Genomic DNA, 19,008 nt, shown 5'->3' with positions numbered 1-19,008 from the left:
GATCAATAATGTCCTGAATTAAATCTTCTTGCGTCCAATCCATTACATCATAGTTTTGACCACCCTCTCGCAAAAACACTTCGGCTTGGAAATATGAAGAATCGTCGATCTCAGATCGACCGAGCATAAAACTCGGTGGAAGCGTTGCATGTGATATGACTTTATAAATAAAGTTAATTTCATGCTGATGGTCAACATGTAGCTGCAAACCCTGTTCAGTCTCCTGAATGTCAACTTCTAAATGTCGACGTTTGAATTCTCGTTGAATGCTTTCAAAGGCATTGCGAACATCATTAGCAATATAATTTTTCACCTCTTGTTCTGTATGTGGATAATGCATAATCAATCCTAAACGTTGCTGCCAACTTCGTGGGTTGTTGATTGCGCGTGGTGTGATACGTGCCTCTTGGATAGCTCGAGTTTTGGTTACATCCAAATTCAATGCTTTTAAAAGCCCCCAACTCATCAACAACATCACAATCGTAAAAGGCAATGCACTCATAATAATGGATGACTGTAATGCGGCTAGACCACCGACGAGTAAAAGCGTAATCGCCAATAGCGCCATCAAGATAGTCCAAAACAAACGTTGCCAAGTCGGTGAATTTTCGGTTTTTGAGGTGAGATAATCCGTCACCAATGCACCCGAATCAGCTGAGGTAACGAAAAAAAGTATCACTAAAAGCGTGGCAACAGAACTTAAAACTCCTGAGAATGGAAGATGATTTAAAAATTCGAATAATGCGACCGAAGAGTCTAACTGTACCGCCTGAATTAAATTGGTATTGCTTTCTTGCATGATGCTAAAAAGTGCCGCATTTCCTAAAAAGCCCATCCAAATAATAGTAAAGCCTGTAGGAATCAGTAATACACCAACAATAAACTCACGAATTGTTCGTCCTCTTGATACTCGTGCGATAAACATTCCCACGAATGGAGACCATGAAATCCACCATGCCCAATAAAGGATTGTCCATCCTCCAATCCAACCATTGGGTTGATAGGCATAAAGATTAAAAGTCATCGCAAATAAATTTGAGATGTAAGAACCTGTATTTTGAATCGTGGTCTGTAACAGATAGATACTCGGCCCTGCAATAAATACAAAAGCAAGAAGGGTTAAAGCGAGAATTAGATTTAATTCAGAAAGGCGTTTCACTCCTTTATCGAGTCCTAGAAAAACAGATAAAGATGCCAAAATACTGACAAATATAATAAGTCCAACTTGGATATTTGTACTTTGTTCTATCCCAAATAAATAATGCAAGCCTGAATTAATTTGCGTTACCCCAAAACCTAATGAAGTCGCGACACCAAATACAGTTCCAATCGTTGCAAAAGTATCAATACTATCGCCCAAAGGGCCATGAATCCGTTCACCGATAATAGGATAAAGTGCTGAACGTGTTTTTAAAGGCAAATTATGTCGATACGCAAAATACGCTAGAGCTAAACCCACCAAGGCATAAATTGCCCATGCATGAAGCCCCCAATGGAAAAAGGTAATTCTTAATGCTTGTTGAGCTGAGGCGACACTTTCAGGATCACCACTCGGCGGACTGACATAGTGCATGACAGGTTCAGCCACACCAAAAAACATCAAACCAATCCCCATACCTGCCGTAAATAGCATGGCAAACCACGAACCATTTTTATATTCAGGTTGGCTGTGATCAGGTCCGAGTTTGATTTTCCCACTGTCCGAACAGGCGATGTAAATCAGTAGAATAAGGAAAACGGCGACTGATAATACATAGAACCAACTAAACGAGTCAGTGATCCACTGTTTCAGTTGTTGAGTTAAAAACTCAAACGAGCTTGGGGCAATTATCACAATTGCTAAGAAAATTGCGATAATAATGACTGTGCTAAAAAACACATTTGGATTCACATTCGCAAACTGCGAAGGAGTCTTGGAAGACATAATTCACCCATATTATTTTAATGATCATGACAGACCTATAGGTCAAATAAGACATTCACTTAATGTGAACAAAAGCGAGTTCAAAACAAGAAAAACTCAAACAAAAGTATATAAAACGTGAAAAATAACGCAGTTGTAATGCTGTAACAGGATTAAAGATTAATCTTGTGAATTTTTCGGTGCATGAGGAATATATTGCAGCGCAATTAATCTCGAAACAATCACTGCAAAATACATCACACCACCAAACATCTGTAGCATGGTTAATACTCGAGCGGCTGGACTGAGTGGCATAAGATCAGATAATCCTGTGGCTGATTGCAAACTAAAACTCAAAAAGAGTAGGTCTAACCAACGTTGTAAGGCTTCAGGATGGTTTGGATTTTGAAAACTATTCGGCAAAATAATCTGACAAATACTATATAAAAAAGCGAATGCCCAAGCGATCAAAGTAAATACGGCACCAGCCGCAAATAATTCGTCTTTTGTGAGATAACGATCTGAAAACATATACTTTAGTAAACCATACGCTGCATAAAAATAGGCTAAGGCTTCAAAACTGTATGCCGTAATCTGTATTGTATGATTGTCAAAACCGACAAAGATCAAAATAGAAAATATAAATGCACCACTGACAAAGAATAGTCCCCAAAATGCAAATACTGGGGTTTGTCGAATGACTTTTGCAATAATAAGTAAGGCCAAAACACCTAATGACCAGGTTAATGCACGATAGGCACTATCGTCATAAGTGATTGTGGCTAAAATTAATAAAGCCAATTGCACCAATAAGAGCCAAGCTGATGGCAACAATCTAAATCCATTCCAAAACTGTTTTATTGTTTGCATTACTTTTCCATGTCCAAATTATTGTTTTTCTGAACTCATGATACGGCATCTAAATAAGAAATAATCATATTGGTGAGTTCTTGTTGTAAGCGTTGTTCTTCGATTAAAAACGTATTCTTACTGGCATAACGCCATCGTACCGATTGGCTCGAAAGCAATACAAGCCTTAGAATTATGGCTACTTGAACGTAATCATATAATGCAAAAGAATTTAAGCCAGAATCATGATTATGTCTTTACAACTACTACAGGTAAGCAACTTTCTCGAACCCAAATCAATGAACGTGTAAAGAAGTTATTTAGGGATAAAGGCATAACTCAGAAATCAAATCCTCATACCTTAAGACATACATTTGCCACACATTTACTGTCATCTAAAGTAGGTATTCGGGATATTCAGGAAATGCTAGGCCATGCGGATCTCAATACTACGCAGATATACACTTATGTCGATGAAACAACCATGAAAGAGGAATACAACAATAGTCATCCAAGAGCAAAAAGCCGAACTTGATAAACCGTAAAGTAGGCTAATTATGTTAAATAAAATATCTAAGATTGTGATCTACACAATACTGTCGTTCATCATACTAAACTTGTTATTACTTTCTTACTCAACTTGTAAAAGACATAAAATATTAAATTATTAACTCAACACTCTTTGTATTTTCTAATTGACCCGAATCCTGTTTAAGCCAATGATTCCACAACTCGAATGATTGGCTTGTTTTGATGACATAATTGGTAAGCACATAAAGAGGCATAAATACCAGCTAAATAGCCTTCAACACTTCTCGCGTTACTTGTTACCAAATTATATTTCCCTTTGAGCAAACTAAATAACCGGAATCCTGTTTAAGCTAGCGCTTCACTCACTTGAATTGTTGGCTTATTTTGATGCCAAAGCTGATAAGCACATAATAATGCATAAATCCCTGCAAAATATCCTGAGACACTTCGAGCTTTACTTGTTAATAGATTGTATGTTCCTTTGAGCAAGCTCTAAATAAAGTTTCTATTTTATTCCGTTGTTTTAAGTAGACCTCTTTCATAAATCATTTTTTACTCAACTCTAAGTTATAGATTCCTGCGATTAAATTGAACCTCAAACCGAGTCTCTTACCTCTATTTCGGTAACGTTCAGCAATGATTTTAAAGGTTTTAAGACGACTAAACACATGCTCAATCCTGATTCTTCTTTTGTTGATTTCCTGATTATAGATTTTCAGTTCAGGATCTAGTTTACAGCGTCTTTTGGCTTTTAATGGTGATAGACTATTGGGATACATAGCATAAATTCCCTGATAGCCTTTATCCGTAAGGATAAAAGCACCAGGTGGAATCTGCTTTAAATTGCGTTTGAATAGTTCGAAATCATGTACCGCACCAAGATCAGCACATAAACTCAGAATTTGCTGAGTTTTGTAATGGATGATGGCTTGTACTTTAAAGGTATGAGTCTTTTTCTTGCCGCTATAGCTTTTCTTCTGTTTTTTTAGGTCGTTGAATTGGAATTTCTGTGGCATCCACGATTACCACATGCCAGTCGATTCCTTCACCTTCAGGCAAATTCTTCGATAAATTAAATAGTTTGGACTGAATCAGGCAATCTTCGACATGACGTACAATTCTTGAGGCCGTTGGCTCTGAAACCCCATAACTTGTAGCAACGTGAAATAAGGTTCGGTATTCTCGCCAATAACTTACACATAGCAGAACTTGATCCTCCGCACTTAACTTGGGTGGTCTACCTTTCGCTGGAACATGCTTCTGCAATTGTGCAACCATTAAATAAAAGGTTGACCATGAGATGCCTGTATATCGCTTAAACTGTGTTTCAGAAAGCTTTTTTGAATCGATGTATTTCATCCAAAAATTATGCACGAATGCAAAGAAAATTAGAGCAGAAATATCAATCAAAGATTGGTTGTTTTTTGATTTATGAAAGAGGTCTAGTGATATTCATCTTCTTTTGATAATTGAACCAACTGCATGTTTTACGATGATATGTAATCAAATCAATGTATTGATCCTTCAGTTTTAATTTGAGTTCTTGACTGATATATCCACGATCAGCATAGAGTTTTTCTTTTAGTCTTTCGAGTAACTGCTCAACCATTTTGATATCTGCTGTATGCCCATTCGATAAAGCTATACTCACAATGTCACCTGACTAATTCATTATTAAATGTAACTTACAGCCAAAGAACCAGCCCATTGAACTTTTACCGCGCGTTGCAATCAATATCATAGATTTATGTCTTTGAATCCGCTGATTTTTGCAAACAGGTAATGTTGTTGAATCAATCCATAGATAATGACTTTTATGCTTTTTCATCAAAGCATAATGCAAGGCATGTAAAGCCAGTTGATGTGTATTGATCAGATGAATCATACCTTGGTAACAAGGTAGGCTTTTGAATAAATGGGAATAATATGCTTCAGCGCTGTAAAGAATGCTTTGAAGTTATTGAAGTGAGAGCATTTATACCAAATTGCAATAAAGACAATTTCAGAAATACTGAGCCGTGCGGAGCGAATTCTTAAGCATCTAAAGTTCTGCTTTAAGAATTTCCAATAAATAGGTTCAAATTTTAGAAAGAAATCATCAATTAGACAGAATAATTGGGTACTATCGAACATAAGGACTAGGGTTGTGAGTTTTGTGAGGTAACTCAACTGATGGCTCTAGTCCTCTTTTTTTTTCAAGTCAATTTAGTATCCGCGATTCAAGTTATTACTGCAAGAAAAAATTTGAGTTGTGGTGGCATATTAAAAACATCTCAGATTTTCCATTTTGACTTTTTCATGGATTTGTTGCACAAAACTATTCTTGAAGACTTCTTCAGCAATATAATTTCAAGATGAAGAAGCCTGCACCTAAAATTTACCGTACAACCAATTGGTCCTCGTATAACCAAGTTTTAATTTAGGGAGGGAATATTTCAATCTAGTTTGATCCTAAGACCCGATGGTATGCACAAGCACGAACGAAATCAAACTTATTCCGATACAGCGATTGAATGCTGTTTAATGATCAAATCTCTATTCCGTCTTTCTTTACGTATGGTCACTGGCTATGCTCAAAGCCTGATTAAACTCAGTGACTTAAATTGGACATCATCAGATTACTCCACCCTCTGTAGACGACAAAAGCATATTGATATTGCGATAAGCTATCAGAAAAGTCGTGATGGGTTACACCTACTCGTCAACTCTACGGGTTTAAAATTTTTAGGTGAAGGCGAATGGAAGCGTAAGAAACATCAGCCTGAATATCGTCGGCAATGGCGTAAGCTGTATATTGATATAGATGCTGAAACACTGCAAATACCTGCCGTTCAGCTTACGAAAAATAATGTCAGGGATTCACAATTACTAGGTGATTTACTGGATCAGATCCCACCAGATGAGCGAATCTGTATATACCGATGGGGCGTACGACACGAAGTGCTGCAGACAAGTGATTTTTAGATCATCAAGCACATGCAGTAATTCCTCCCAGAAAGAATGCCAAGCACTGGAAAGATTCTAAAATCAGTTCAATAGAACGAAATGAGTTACGTGAAACGGTTAAACATTTAGGCAGAACACTATGGAAAAAATGGTCGGGCTATCACTGTCGAAGTTTGATGGAAACCAAAATGCATTGCATCAAATTATTAGGAGATAAGCTGACGGCAAGACCTTTTCAAAGTCAGGTCAATAAAATTCATGCGCGTGTGGCAGTTCTGAATAGGTTTACGGAATTAGGTAGATCTCATACCCAAGTTGTCACTTAAATTTGAATAGATTGGAGAAAACTCAGCTTTTGAATGTTTATGCATCAAAGCCACACTCATTCATGATAATAAACTATGGATAGGTCATAAAAGTGGCAATATTAAATTCAAAGTACCTAGTCACTATGAATTTGAAGAAACATGCTACTAGCAGGACCATACTGGACAAAAATGACCTAGTTTTGGAATTCTTTATTGGTGTCACAATCTTGAACATGCCAAACGGTATGAAGAATTGATCTTGTACTGTAATTATAATTAGCAAGATTCTCCCAAATATAACAATTATGATGCAATTGACATCTACTTAGGGATTACAATATTGACATTGCCCCTGCGTCGCTCTGGTATCGATAGTTTGAATCTGCTCAAACTGGCAAAGTGGACAATGCCACACCGAGGCTTTGGGCATGGTGGTGGGCAGGTGACAATATTCACAGAGTGCGCCTGCAATATGCTTTGTGATCGCAAATCCCGCGGCATGGCATTGTGGACAGGCACAATTTAATTTTTGTGCCAGTGCCTCGGCACAGCGTGCAAGCATTAGTCTGCGTGTAGGGTTACGGTTGGCACGCATGTCCGTGTTTAAGTCAATAGGATCGCCGCTTAGTAATAATGGGGTCAGATAGGCTGCTAACGCTGCATCGCTATTGAGGTCTTTATTAAAGATGGGTTGGTTAGCCTGACCCACAATAATACCATGCAAGGGAAAACCGATCCTGTTGGCAAACTGCTGTGCCTGCTGCATGGTGGTTACTGTGGTATGGTTATAGTTTGTTTGTGCACCCTGCACCCAGCCATAAATCGCATAGTTGAGTTCTGCATCCCAAAATGCGAGCACTTCAGTACCCCACGGTAGCATCCCCAGCATGGGGTCAGCACCAAAACAGCCTTCACTGCCTAGTCCAAAACGGTTGCCACTAAGCTCACAGGCCATCTGTGCTTTTTTAAGTGCCGTGTCTGATTGCGAGTCAAGCCGTGCAATTTCGCCAGTAAAAGTACCAAATGTATCAGTATCAAAATCGTCAACCTCATACACCAGATACCCCGTATTAGCCAGTGCAATAGCCACCGCCTGCTGTTTACGGTGCTGAGTTAAAAACGCTAGAGAAAGCATATTAAAAGTACCCCTCTTGTTTTTTCTTTTCCATGGAACCAGCCTGATCATGGTCAATCATGCGGTTTTGTCTTTCACTGGTGGTACTTTGCAGCATTTCACAAATAATTTTAGGCAAGGTATCTGCGCTGCTGTCCACCGCACCCGTCAGCGGATAACAGCCCAAAGTACGAAAGCGGACTGAGCGGGTTTGAATGGTCTGCTGCTCTTTAGGACTTAAATGGCTTAGAATCCGCTCGTCATCAATACAAATCCAGGTATCATCCTTCCATACCACTTGCCGAGGTTTGGCAAAATACAGTGGCACTATGTCAATATTTTCCAACATGATGTATTGCCAGATATCAAGTTCTGTCCAGTTGGATAAAGGAAACACGCGAATATTTTCACCTTTGTTCAGCTTGCCGTTATAAATATTCCATAATTCTGGACGCTGGTTTTTGGGGTCCCAGCGCTGTCTATTATCCCGAAAGGAAAAAATACGCTCTTTTGCACGGCTTTTTTCTTCGTCACGGCGGCCACCACCAAAACAGGCATCAAACTGATAGAGGTCAAGTGCCTGTTTTAATGCTACCGTTTTCATCATGTCGGTGTATTTGCTGGAGCCATGTTCAAAGGGGTGAATATTTTGTGCAAGGGCTTCGGTATTGACGTGCACCAGAATATCAAGCCCCAGCGTTGCGGCAAGGCGGTCACGAAACTGTGCCATTTCAGCAAATTCCCAAGTTGTATCCACATGCAGCAAGGGAAAGGGAACTTTGGCGGGGAAAAAGGCTTTGCGTGCCAAATGCAGCATTACGGTAGAGTCTTTGCCGATAGAATAAAACATGCACGGATTACTAAATTCGGCGACTACTTCACGCATGATAAAAATAGCTTCTGCTTCAAGCTGACGTAAGCACGACAGCCGATGAAGGTCAATAGGTGCCAAGTCTGGAGCGCGTGGTGCGGGTTGCTTTAAATTCATCATTCATTGTCCTAAAGCAGAGTTTTAAATAATCAATATATTAGTGTGTTAGACAGCGCTTCATAGTCTCATACCACAAGATGATGTTGCGTATGCCATTGCCATGTATGATTTTCAAACATCAAACGGTCAATTTGACCGCCATCAGGGTCAATAGCGTTTAGATAGAGCCACTCACCCGCCACCAGTTGCTGTAGGCTGGTATGCTGTTGCACAACTTCCAAAATGTTGGTTTTAGGGGCTTCCACCCACACGCATAGGCGCTGCGGCGTATGTATCCACTGTTCGCCATCATGTAGTGATTGCATGGGCAACCCAAGGCGCAAATCGCCGCCATTGCCTTCAAATACCCCAATATTACCGCCAACAATGTTGTGCAATACCTTATTGCCGCTGCCCCAGTGCTGGTTATCCACGGTTGAGGTGTAATACTGCATGTTGATCCAGTGCGCCACGATCATGGGTGCGGTTAAAATCAGCTCAAGCAGTTTTAAATCGCTATCGGTTTGATAATTATAGTCATGTAAAAAGCAGCGACCTTGTAGGTCAATATGCTTGCTACGCTGACGTGGTGCGGCAATAAAGCCTGCATTGTTAGCCAGCCCCCATTCTGGTCTTACCTGTGCCCAGTCCTTTGCCCGTTGTTGCAACTGCGGTAGCAATGACGTACCTGTTTTTAATTTAAGCTCACTGCTACGTTCTATCCGTACCAGCTCGCACGCCTGATCAAGCCAGCCAAGCAGTTGTTGTAACTGTTGCTGGGGAAATTCGGCTGGCACATCAAAAAGCTGGATATGATCGGTGGTGGTGTCGTGCAAGGCAGCAATAAACTGCGTTGAAGCCGGAATGTTGATGTGATGATTGTATTTCAGCGTCACCTGAATATCGGGATGATTGAGCAAACTGGCCAGCAAGCGTACGTTGACTTCACCACTATGACCACAACATGCTCCGCAATCCAGTCCGGCAGCATGCGGGTTGTTGGTGCTGCTGCTGGCATGTGCCGTTAATAATACCACAGGCGCAAGCTGATGGTTTAAGCCCATGGCGACCAGAATATTGGCACATAAAGCCGCTTTATCCTTTAGATCAAGGTCATTGAGTGCAGGTGCAGTTGCCGGATTGCTGATGGAAGCTAATGACTGAGCCGATTGTCTGGAAATGCTGCGTTGAATTAGTTTGAACGCATAACCCAACCCCAGCGTTTCTACAAAGCCAAAACCGCTACTGGCAGATTGCTTAAACTGCCGTAACAGAGCAAGCTGGCTGGCTTGAGTTTCTCTATACTGCGACAAGTCATGCAGGTGTGTCACTGAGGTGCTATGTTCCTTCACCTGAAGGCTTGCGCTCAACAAACCTGGCAGTTGCGGGCTAAACTGGCTGGCACCTGCTGCCTTGTATTCAATCGGCAAACCAAAAAAACCAGCAAAACCATGAGTACTAATCGCAGATGATTGTTGTTCAAGTGCACGCCGTACCCGCTCAGAGCGCACATCAATACAGAATACGGCTTGCAGTGCGACTGCTGTGTTAGCCTGTAGCGTACTGGTTGGCGCCAACAGTTGCAAATTGATGTCCTGCTGCCAGCTTAATTCCAGTGCGGTCTGGTATAACCACTGGGTTTTTGCCTGATCGACAGGTGGGCAAGACAGCTGATCGTACCACTGTTGTAATAGTGGCTCGCTGGCGAGCTGCTGTGACAAAATCCAGTCCCATGCCAGCCGCATCGCCAGTAAATCAATTAACGTCGATGGTGGCAAATTTGATGGTTGCAGATGGTCTAATGGTAAATTCCCGATTACATTACCTGCCTGCTGATCGTGATAAGCGGCAAAACTGGCCCAACCCTTAATACTCAGCAATAACGCCATAAAATAAGGCATTAGCTGGTCGGTATTGAGTTTTAGCTGCTGAATCACGCTAACAATCAGGCTGCCCGGTTGTTGGGGTAAATGAGCAATGCATTGACCAAGATCATCTATGCCAGTGCTTAGGGCCAGACCTGCATCATGCTGTGCGGTGACTTGCCACGCCTGATACAGTGAAAGATGCGCATTATTTTTCCACAATGCCTGCCCTTGATCAAACCATGAACCACAGTGCTGGCCAATATGCTGTAAACCCAACTCGGTTAAGGTGCTTAAGCGCTTATGTGGGCTGTTTTGATCCAGCCACTGGCTGATCAGCAAGTTTGACAATGGATTAACATTTTCAGGGTATGGATAGTTGTCCTGCTGTTGCTGTAGTCTGGCAACAATGGCTGGTTTAATTTTTCCTTTACGCATAGCCTGCTGATACCATTCAGGCGACATGGTGCATTGCCCTCCATTCCACTGCATCAGATTTGTTGCAGCCTGCGTGAGTGGCTGGTCAATCAGTCCCCACCAGGGGTTAACCGCAATAAAGCGGTCAAGTGGCCAGGTGGGTGCAATCCGTGCACAGGCTTGATAGGCGTGCTGTAAAATCTCATGGGCACTTACACAAATATTGGCTTGCAGGTTAACAGTCGTATTCATGTGAGCACTCCATTTTTTGCTGAATAGTGTTTTGCTTAGGATCATTTGGCTTAGGGCTGGTTTGTTTAACGCTTAACCCATACAGGCTGTAGCGAATAATCGGCGAGATGATTCGGGTGATGTATTCATCCAGATAAAATCCTGCAAAGGCATGTGGATGTAACCAGCTTGCTAGCTTACCCTGCGTGCGTAGTAATACACTTTGTTGTAACCAGAGCAAAATGCCAAAACCAATCAATGGCAACACCAGATGAATGATAGGTGGTGTAAGGGTTGAAGATGTAACTACTTCGGCAAAGATAAAATGCAGCAAACCATAACCGATGATGGCAACAACTGCCACGAGGATAACAGTTTGCATGGTGATCTGGTGCTTGGCATGGCGGCTATGCTGGCTGGTCAGTACCGAAACTAGACCTGCCGCAAAACACAGACCAAGTACCTGACTGGCTGCACTGATAGGTAAGTACCAGATAAGCAAGCCTGCCACCAGCAGAACAATCAGGCTGCCTGCAAATGTCTGTAACTCTGTCTTTAACTGGCTCTGTACCTGTAAAGGTGACTGGTTTAAAGGTGCACCAGAATCACGTTTTTGATAATTGTTTAAATGGCTGACCTGCTGGCTGGTTTGACCTGCATCCAAAAATGTATAAGCCTTATAAAGTGCATGAGCAATCAGGTGTAGTAGTGCCAGTGAATAAGCACCCAGCCCGATTTCCAGTAGCATAAATCCCATTTGCGCACAGGTTGACCATGCCAGCATGACTTTGACGCTGATGCGCGTCATCATGACCAGACTGGCAATACATGCCGTTAGCGTTCCACTGGCTACCAGCAACAACTGCACATCAGGCAAATGATCAAGCACGCTGCTTAAGCGCAACAACAAAAAACCGCTTAAATTAATAATACCCGCATGCAGTAGTGCCGATACAGGAGTTGGTGCTTCCATTACCTGTAACAGCCAACCATGCAAAGGCAACGGTGCACTTTTAAGCACCATGCCAGCAAATAATGCGAACAATCCGATATGCGTGCCAAGCGATAAGTGAGGCAAGCCTTGCAACTGCTGCAACAATACATCAATGTGCAGGGATAAGCCTTGCTGAAGCAGCAACAAAGCGCCACCAAGCATCAAAGCATTGGCAAACATGCAAAATATAAGGCGCTTGGCAGCCGCCACAGCCGCCGCTTGACGTTGGCGATAAAAGGTCAGTAGCCGATGCAGCGCCAGATCATTGACCAGCCATAACAACACCAGCACTAGCACATGATTACTGATAACAATTAACCAGATACTTAGCAAAGTCAGGGTTAAGGCATTTAAGTACTGTTCAAGCTGTTTTTCACCCTGCAAATAATGATCAGAAAATCTGGTAATCACCCAGCCAATTAAACTGGTTAGCGCCAGCATTAGAGAGCTTAATGTATTTAACTGAACCAATTGCAGCCAGAGGTCAACTGGCGCTAAAACATGCGCTGCACGACCAAAAAACAACGATACGATGGCAAGCCCAAACATGCTGAGGCAAAACACCGATAACACATGGCATTTTTGGGCAAAACCTATACCGCGTTTGGCACTTAAACCAATGCTTATGGCGCATAGCAACACGATTACCAGTGCGCCATAAGCCAGGAGTTGACTGGATATAAATAACTCATGTGGCACAATGCTTAGCATGATCAACTTCCTATTCTTGACATTTGATTAGTTTGAGATCATTTTTTTATTCTGTAAAATTCATAATAAAGACCAAAACGTTCTTTTTATTAGAACAATTAGGAGACCGCATGGCTTACTTAAATTATCATCACTTAAATTATTTTCGTGTTGTGGCAAAAACAGGGCACTTGAGCCGTGCTGCACAGCAATTACATATTGCCCAATCGGCACTATCGAGTCAGATTAAACAGCTTGAGCAGCAACTAGGACAGGCTTTATTTTTACGTCAAGGCAGACGGCTGGAACTTACCGAAGCTGGACGGATTGCGCTAAGTTACGCCGAAAATATTAACGCGCAAGGCAGTGAACTATTATCCCTGTTTCAGGAGGGTGATGCAGTCACGCGGCAAATCCTGCGTATTGGTGCTGTTGCCACCTTAAGCCGCAATTTTCAGGAAAGTTTCATTGAACCTTTATTGCACCGGCAGGATGTCAGGCTGGTCATGCAATCAGGCGGCATAACTGACTTGTTAAATCGTCTTGCTGCCCACCAGCTTGATGTTGTGTTATCCAATCGGGAGGAGTATGCCAGTAGTGTGCAGGCGTGGCGTTGCCAGCGTATTGCCAGACAAACCGTTAGCCTGATTGGCAAACCTCGATCGGTTAAAACTCCATTTTGCATCACCAGTGATCTACAACATACAACATTGATTGTGCCGGGTCATGAGAACGCCCTGCGCGGTCATTTTGATTTAATGTGTGAAAAATTGCAGGTTAAACCAACCATTTTGGCGGAAGTGGATGATATGGCCATGATGCGGGTGCTGGCACGCGCCAGTACTGCCGCCATCTTGGTACCCCCTGTGGTAGTACGTGATGAACTCAAACAGGGGGCTTTACAAGAGTACACTGTGTTTCCTGATTTATATGAAGATTTTTTTGCTATTACTATACAGCGCCAATACCAGCATCCGCTGCTGACCGACCTACTAGCACGCAGCGAAAAAGATATATTTGGTTAGATGGGTACAATCATGCTATCTATTGATATTTGCACTTTACTGATATTAACGATATTAAATCGTAACCGCACAAAAATATAATAATCAATCACTTATAGCTAGAAAAAGCCGAGATTAACTCGGCATTCTTGTACAGAAATCAATAGCGAAATCAGATTCATCTCTAGGATCAGTATTATAAAATTTAAATCCTAAACATTTAATCTCTTTATAACCATGCGATTTGACTTCATTTAAGAACTCAACGTAGTTTTGTGAATCATCTTGTTCTGCATCAAAAGCAATTTGGCTTTCATCATCCAAACTAATCAATACTTCCTCTTTCCATGTATCCTTTTCAAGTAAATGACCGCCTTTAGGCTCAATTAAGCATTGATAGTACATTTCACTATTTTCAGCATCATTAATGATCAGCATGTAGTCAGGGCTGAATCTTCGGCCATCTTTAGGACTAAACAACCAATAATCGAGTTCATTGCGAATAAGGTAAATCTCTGCACCCTTGTAGCGTGATTTAAGCTCATCAATTTGAGTTGCAACAAACTTAACAAAGCGTTTTTCTTCACTTGTGCCATAGTTTTCACTGTAGGCATACCAATCGGCAGTTTCAACATCAAACTGTAGATCTGGATTGTCATGGCTTGACTGTGGTTTTGCACGTTCATCAGGTGCATGATCACTTGTTTCGCTATCTAAGTCTTGGATAGGGAAGGAAACCAAGTAGATGTTCTTTTCTTGCTGAAAGATGGACGATAGTGATTTGGGTTTAAAAATATGACTACCTGTAATCTTCGGCATGTGCCGATCTATGGCTTTACGTACTTCGGGTAGAATCACACCGACCAATAATTGCAGTTTTTCATGCGCTTCAAGTTGATGAATGTCCTTGCCTTCTGAATAAGAATATTTAATTTCATATAAAGGGAGGTATTTTTCAATCAATTCATCAATGCTTTTTATCCCGACAATATGATTTTTCAGATGGTTAAATCGAAAGAAATTATTTTCCGCTGACATTAATGCCTTACGGATAATCAACGGTGAAAAGTATTCATCGGTTAAATGAATGGTTTTATACTGAATCCCTGCCTGAATTTTATTTTGCTCTTTGTCCGTTAAACTTCTTGTGTGAAGTCGGTAGGTACTGGCTTTGATTTCCTTTTTAAAAGTGGCATCAATTTCTGTATCCGTTGTTTTACTGCGGTATAGTTGCTGATTCACCAATACAAAACCTTTTTTATAGGTTTCACTATTGAGGAATTCGGACTTGAGCTTAATCGTCCGTTTTTCCATACTTTTATTGACAATTCCCTCATCGAGTAAGGCATATTGCAAGTTATCTAAGAACGTACCTGTTTTAACAAAGTGGTAGAAGAAAGTTTCTAAAATACGTCCATGCTCATGCGGTGCATTATCAAATTTACGTTTGAATGGATCGAACTCATAACTATGTTCTTCATCAAATAGCCCTCCACTTTGAGATATCTTATAAGCTCTTGGCAGTTTGTATGGACACAATCTTGCACCACGACCAATCAACTGAATATCTTGTAGCGATACTTTTTTTGTTTCTGAAATATCAAAATGAATAATGTCAAATAGGCTAAGTACATCCCAACCTTCATTAAGGGCATTAACAGAAAAGATTGCCCGAATGACATTTCTTGGGCTATCTAATAAAGGTAGTAAATCGGCTTTCTCTTTTTTCTGACTGTTATACGTCATACTGTTGTCTTCACGGAAACGCATCTTAATTTCCGCAATAAATGCATTTAAACCATTAGGGTCTTGAGTTGATACCAATCCTGATTTTCGTGAAGCAAGCCAACTGAACATTTGAGAGATAAATCGGTTTCGATCTTCTTCTATGAGGGATTGCTGTGTGCCTGAACTTAAGTTTTTTAAATGATCTAAATCACTTACTTTGAGTGAACTAATCACTTTATGGAAAAACGCCCGATCTTCCTCACTCTTGGCAATTTTGGTTGATTTAATCAAAATAATAGGATTAACCTGAACATTCATTTCTCGTTCAGCTAGTAATCTACGGTATTCACTCATCACGACTGCATTGATAACCAATAAACGCTTTTGATCTTCAATCTGTGTTTCTTCGTTATAGAGGAAGCCGACTTCTTTACTGTATCCATCCTTATTGAATTGCAGAAAATCGTAACGATGAATCAACTTATCACGGTATTTTTTATGAATGAGTGGATTTTCTAAATCTACGGTAGCGGTAAACTCTAACAGTAAATTATCGGGACGAGCATAGATTGCAGATTGAACAGCCGTTTCCCAATTGCGAATATCTTCGTCTTCGGTTTTCTTGAGTTTTTTACGGGTATCCACATTTAAACGGTGTGCTTCATCGGCAATAACAACAACAGCATTGTCCGCAAAATCCTGGGAAGTCAGGCTATTTTCATTGTATTCTGTCAGGCGATTATATAAAAGTGCTGTGCTGAAAAACATGAAGTTAATCGCATCTTTTTGGGCATCTTGAAACCGATCAATCGCACGAATATTAATGGTTTTACCGTTTAATTTAACCCCTTTAGGATTAAATAGATATTTGGCAAACTTATAATCTGTGAAGTTTTTTACCGCCTGATTTTTAATTTGCAACTGGTGTACCAGGAACACAAAATTGCGATAGCCTTTTTGATATAGATACAGGATAGCAGCAGCCATTGTGAGCGTTTTACCTGTACCTGTCGCCATATTAAACAACAAATGCTTAGCTTGACTTGGGTCTTGCTCAAATAGCCAAATAAAGTGCTTGATGGCAACTTCCTGATAATCTCGTAATGTCTTTGAAAGATTATCGGTGATGTAAGTCGGGAGTTGATAATCTCTGACCCACTCCTGATATTCAGGATTCGATTCAATTTGATTAAACAAGAACTGCGACAATGTATCCTTGACTTTGGTTTTTGTGCTTTTAGTCATTGTTCGCCCCATAGAATAGATCGGTTAAAGCCATTTCTTCATCTGTGACATGGTAACGGCTATCACGCATATCTGCATGATTCAGATAAAGTTGGTTTTCATCCAAAATGCCAATCAGTAATTCTTTGCGTTGATCTAAATCTAGTGAACGGAAGTTTTCATCTTTTTCAAATTCGTTTTTCTCGAACCAAAACTTCAAGAAGGCATTTTTAGCCATTTCATTGTAGACTTCATCTAGCTCACCTTTACTATTGGCAATCATGATTTTATCTAAAAAGTCTTGGTTATATTTTTTAAGCTCAAAATAAACAAATGAACCACCACCTTGCCAATTCAAGGCCTTAGAAATACCGCTTTGCTCACCGTCAATAACTTTTGTTAATCGCTGTAATGTAGTGTCTTCGATATAGTCCATTTGTTCAATGCCAATCCAGCGACGATTCATTTTGTGGGCGACAGCACACGTTGTTCCTGAACCTAAATGGTAGTCAAGAACGATATCGCCTTCATCAGTTGCTAGTTCTATTATTTTCTTAAGTAATTGCTCTGGTTTCTTTCCATTAGGGAAAAGAACGTCACCTTCTTTTGTTAGGTTATTTAGTGGAAATCCATCCCAATAAGTTCCTAATTTTTCTAATTTGATAAGTTGTCCATTTTTCTTAACAGCTACATCTTTAAGCCATGCAATGAGGTCACAATTATTTCCTTTATAATATAGAGTTGTTCTTTTTCCTTTACTTTTCCCTGATATTGGAGTGTAGTCAATACTTACGAAATCATATTCACCATTAATAGCATCCATTACTCTTGTTCTAATAGAGCTTTGAGCATTTGTATCACGGAATATAAAATCAAAATATTTCAAATAACATTCTTCTTCTGAAATATTTTCTTCTTTACTTATTTTAGATATTGGTTCAATAACAACATTATCGTGTGTGTATAAATCAATAGGTTGACCTGAACCATCATGGATGGTCTTTAAGAGTTTTCTAGTTCCTAAGCTCTTTATTACTCTGGTATATTTCCAACTTTTACCTTCATCACGCATTTGCTTAATTACGCTAAAGAGGGGCAGAGTAAAACTTGAAGTGCGACATAAACCACCTAATTAATTTAAAGGGTTTATGGAGTATATAAAATTGTCATACCATCATCTTAACTTTGAAGATCGTACTGCATTAATGCTTGAGTCAAGAAAAGAAGGCTTTTCAGCCAGAAAATTTGCTGAACTCATTAAAAGACATCCTAGTACGATCTATCGTGAGCTTAAAAGAAATAGCATCAATGACGTTTATCAAGCTCAATATGCTTCTGATAACACCTTCGCTAGACGTAGACGTGGTCACAGAAAACTCAAAATCGATTCAATCCTCTGGAAATTTATTGTTGAAGCGATCCGTTGTTTATGGTCTCCTCAGCAAATAGCAAAACGTTTAAAGACATTTCCTGATTTGGATCAAACAATGAATGTAAGCCATACAACGATTTATTCAACGATACGAGCATTACCAAAGGGTGAGTTGAAAAAAGACTTATTATCCTGTCTGCGTCATGAAAATAAAAAGCGAAAAGCTAACGGTGAACCTAAAAAAGATTCTATATTACAGGATATTAAAACTATTCATGAGCGCCCAGCCGAAGTTCAAGAAAGAAAAATACCGGGTCATTGGGAAGCTGATTTAATTAAAGGTATTGTAAATAATGTACTATTAATAATCACAAAGGACTTATGTTTTAAAGTTTCAAAATCCCAATGCGGATAATAACGCCCAAATAAATACATCCCTATTTCTAAAAAATGCTGTTCTAAAACTTGCGCTGCATCTGAATCACTATAAGCATGCCAGTTTTTTAAAATTTCAATGAAAAAACCTTGATCGGATTTTAGGGACTCAAAACCAAATGCAATACTCAATCTGATGATATCTTGAATCGCAGTCTGTTGTTGAAGCATCACCAGCTGTTTCAGTGCTTGTCCTAAATTTTCACTTTTTCTTAACAGCAGTTCAGAAACGATCTGATCTTTATTTTCAAAGTATTGATAAATCGAACCAACGCTTACACCTGATTTTTCTGAAATTTTTGGTGTTGTGAGTTGCAGAATCCCCTGTTCGGAAATGCATTTTTGCGTACCTTCCAAAATACTTTCAACGATCATTTTGGCGCGTTGTTGTTGTGGGCGTTTTCTCATCAAGAGGCTCTGTTGAAAT

12 protein-coding genes and 7 pseudogenes are annotated in these 19,008 nt (G+C 40.2%); 4 read left to right on the top strand and 15 right to left on the bottom strand.

Going from position 1 to position 19,008, the window contains the following annotated elements:
• The 3 genes and pseudogenes from A2003_RS03225 to A2003_RS03215 all read right to left on the bottom strand — a co-directional run.
• Positions 1-1,924, bottom strand: a 1,924-nt coding sequence (locus tag A2003_RS03225; protein WP_286686786.1) for a glycine betaine transporter, incomplete at its 3' end; no start/stop codon positions are given.
• A gap of 159 nt (positions 1,925-2,083) precedes the next feature.
• Positions 2,084-2,773, bottom strand: coding sequence for an ion channel (locus A2003_RS03220; protein WP_286686785.1), 690 nt, complete (start codon positions 2,771-2,773; stop codon positions 2,084-2,086).
• A 35-nt stretch (positions 2,774-2,808) separates the two neighbouring features.
• Positions 2,809-2,907, bottom strand: a pseudogene (locus A2003_RS03215) (TetR/AcrR family transcriptional regulator); the annotation flags it as partial.
• Here A2003_RS03215 and A2003_RS03210 point away from each other — a divergent pair.
• Positions 2,907-3,287: a tyrosine-type recombinase/integrase gene (locus tag A2003_RS03210; protein ID WP_353743755.1), complete on the top strand. Its 381-nt coding sequence runs from the start codon at positions 2,907-2,909 to the stop codon at positions 3,285-3,287. The pseudogene A2003_RS03215 and the gene A2003_RS03210 sit on opposite strands and share 1 nt — an antisense overlap.
• 176 nt (positions 3,288-3,463) lie before the next feature.
• Here the strand turns inward: A2003_RS03210 and A2003_RS03205 are convergent.
• The 5 genes and pseudogenes from A2003_RS03205 to A2003_RS03185 form a co-directional block, all read right to left on the bottom strand.
• Positions 3,464-3,616: pseudogene (locus A2003_RS03205) on the bottom strand (IS982 family transposase); the annotation flags it as partial.
• Between the two features lie 12 nt (positions 3,617-3,628).
• Positions 3,629-3,819, bottom strand: a pseudogene (locus A2003_RS03200) (IS982 family transposase); the annotation flags it as partial.
• Between the two features lie 9 nt (positions 3,820-3,828).
• Positions 3,829-4,299 (bottom strand): transposase family protein, encoded by a 471-nt coding sequence (locus tag A2003_RS03195; RefSeq protein ID WP_243308838.1) that lies wholly within the window; start codon positions 4,297-4,299, stop codon positions 3,829-3,831.
• Positions 4,247-4,642: a transposase family protein gene (locus tag A2003_RS03190; protein WP_243308839.1), complete on the bottom strand. Its 396-nt coding sequence runs from the start codon at positions 4,640-4,642 to the stop codon at positions 4,247-4,249. Before A2003_RS03190 ends, A2003_RS03195 begins: the two co-directional genes overlap by 53 nt.
• An 86-nt stretch (positions 4,643-4,728) precedes the next feature.
• A pseudogene (locus A2003_RS03185) lies at positions 4,729-5,416 on the bottom strand (IS982 family transposase); the annotation flags it as partial.
• 221 nt (positions 5,417-5,637) lie between these two features.
• Here A2003_RS03185 and A2003_RS03180 point away from each other — a divergent pair.
• A pseudogene (locus A2003_RS03180) lies at positions 5,638-6,555 on the top strand (IS5 family transposase).
• Positions 6,556-6,862: 307 nt separating this feature from the next.
• On the opposite strand, the gene A2003_RS03175 reads toward A2003_RS03180, so the two are convergent.
• The 4 genes from A2003_RS03175 to A2003_RS03160 form a co-directional block, all read right to left on the bottom strand.
• On the bottom strand, positions 6,863-7,672 hold the full coding sequence (locus tag A2003_RS03175; protein WP_108675646.1) for a DUF6671 family protein: 810 nt from the start codon (positions 7,670-7,672) through the stop codon (positions 6,863-6,865).
• Position 7,673: 1 nt separating this feature from the next.
• On the bottom strand, positions 7,674-8,594 hold the full coding sequence (gene cysD / locus A2003_RS03170; protein ID WP_228206856.1) for a sulfate adenylyltransferase subunit CysD: 921 nt from the start codon (positions 8,592-8,594) through the stop codon (positions 7,674-7,676).
• A 113-nt stretch (positions 8,595-8,707) separates the two neighbouring features.
• Positions 8,708-11,155 carry a YbcC family protein gene (locus A2003_RS03165; protein WP_157980307.1) on the bottom strand — a complete coding sequence of 816 codons (2,448 nt, stop codon included), beginning with the start codon at positions 11,153-11,155 and terminating at the stop codon, positions 8,708-8,710.
• Positions 11,139-12,839: an NADH-quinone oxidoreductase subunit L gene (locus tag A2003_RS03160; protein ID WP_108675648.1), complete on the bottom strand. Its 1,701-nt coding sequence runs from the start codon at positions 12,837-12,839 to the stop codon at positions 11,139-11,141. Before A2003_RS03160 ends, A2003_RS03165 begins: the two co-directional genes overlap by 17 nt.
• Before the next feature lie 110 nt (positions 12,840-12,949).
• Here A2003_RS03160 and A2003_RS03155 point away from each other — a divergent pair, with 110 nt between their 5' ends.
• A complete protein-coding gene (locus A2003_RS03155) occupies positions 12,950-13,843 on the top strand; it encodes a LysR family transcriptional regulator (protein WP_108675649.1) in 894 nt (297 codons plus the stop codon).
• Positions 13,844-13,957: 114 nt separating this feature from the next.
• Here A2003_RS03155 and A2003_RS03150 read toward each other — a convergent pair whose 3' ends face one another.
• Positions 13,958-16,795 carry a DEAD/DEAH box helicase family protein gene (locus tag A2003_RS03150; protein WP_108675650.1) on the bottom strand — a complete coding sequence of 946 codons (2,838 nt, stop codon included), beginning with the start codon at positions 16,793-16,795 and terminating at the stop codon, positions 13,958-13,960.
• A complete protein-coding gene (locus tag A2003_RS03145) occupies positions 16,788-17,846 on the bottom strand; it encodes a DNA methyltransferase (RefSeq protein WP_286686784.1) in 1,059 nt (352 codons plus the stop codon). The genes A2003_RS03150 and A2003_RS03145 overlap by 8 nt, the downstream gene beginning before the upstream one ends.
• A gap of 76 nt (positions 17,847-17,922) precedes the next feature.
• Here A2003_RS03145 and A2003_RS03140 point away from each other — a divergent pair.
• Positions 17,923-18,489, top strand: a pseudogene (locus A2003_RS03140) (IS30-like element ISAba125 family transposase); the annotation flags it as partial.
• Here the strand turns inward: A2003_RS03140 and A2003_RS03135 are convergent.
• Positions 18,489-18,989, bottom strand: a pseudogene (locus A2003_RS03135) (TetR/AcrR family transcriptional regulator); the annotation flags it as partial. The pseudogenes A2003_RS03140 and A2003_RS03135 sit on opposite strands and share 1 nt — an antisense overlap.
• Between the last annotated feature and the right edge of the window lie 19 nt (positions 18,990-19,008).

The sequence above is a fragment of the Acinetobacter sp. GWC1_38_13 genome, from assembly GCF_001767535.1.
Lineage (GTDB): Bacteria > Pseudomonadota > Gammaproteobacteria > Pseudomonadales > Moraxellaceae > Acinetobacter > Acinetobacter junii.
The sequence above is the reverse complement of the archived record's forward strand: the minus strand, read 5'-3'. Positions and strand labels throughout refer to the sequence as shown.